This is a genomic window from Pseudomonas vlassakiae (assembly GCF_014269035.2).
Lineage (GTDB): Bacteria > Pseudomonadota > Gammaproteobacteria > Pseudomonadales > Pseudomonadaceae > Aquipseudomonas > Aquipseudomonas vlassakiae.
This window is the reverse complement of the sequence record NZ_JABWRP020000055.1, coordinates 1-891: the sequence shown is the minus strand read 5'-3', so window position 1 is coordinate 891 and position 891 is coordinate 1. Positions and strand designations below refer to the sequence as shown.

Annotated in this window: 1 protein-coding gene; it reads right to left on the bottom strand. The window is 60.2% G+C overall.

Annotation, left to right across the window (positions count from 1 at the left end; genetic code table 11):
* Positions 1-887, bottom strand: an 887-nt coding sequence (locus HU738_RS25750) for an IS256 family transposase (RefSeq protein ID WP_217871548.1), incomplete at its 3' end; no start/stop codon positions are given.
* Positions 888-891: the final 4 nt, after the last annotated feature.

The window sequence follows — 891 nt, the reverse complement described above, 5'->3', positions numbered from 1 at the left end:
GCTTGCTCAGCCGCTTCGGCGTTGATGGCCTGATAGATCGGCTTGAGCTCCTTGGCCAGTGCCCGGCGCTTGTCCCAGGCCGCGAAGTCCAGGCTGTTGCGGATCAGGTGCACGATGCAGGTCTGCAGCGTCGTCTCTGGAAACACTGCGCTGAGGGCTTCTGGCATGCCTTTGAGACCATCGGTCACGGCAATCAGCACATCCTCGACGCCACGCGTTTTGAGGTCGTTGAAGACCTTCATCCAGAACTTCGCACCCTCGGTGTTCTCAATCCAGATGCCCAAGATATCGCGGGTCCCGTCGGGTAGAACGCCCAGCGCCAGGTAGATAGCCTTGTTGCGCACCAGGCCTTCTTCGCGGATCTTCACCCGCAGTGCATCAAAGAAAATGACCGGGTACATCGGCTCCAGAGGCCGCTGTTGCCACGCGCCAATTTCGTCCATGACCTCGTCTGTCACAGAGCTGATGAAGTCGGGTGAAACGTCTGTGCCGTACTGCTCGGACAGAAACGCCCGGATCTCCCTGACCGTCATTCCACGGGCGTACATGGCGATGATCTTGTCATCGAAACCGGTGTACCGCCGCTCATGCTTAGGGATCAGAATGGGTGCAAAACTGCCGTCTCGGTCACGGGGGATTTCCAGCCGCAGCGGGCCATCGCCGGTCAAAACCGTCTTGCCACTCTTGCCGTTACGCTGGTTGGTCTCATCCTCTGGGCGCTGCGCGCCCGGCGGATAGCCCAGGTGGTGGCCAAGCTCGGCATGCAGAGCACGCTCGATCAAGGCCTTCTTGAACGCCGCAGAGGCATCCTCGATAGCTTCTGCGGTCATCAGGCCCTCACCGAACTGCTCCAGCAGCTCTTTGGGGATTTTGGGCAGGTCACGCAGGGGT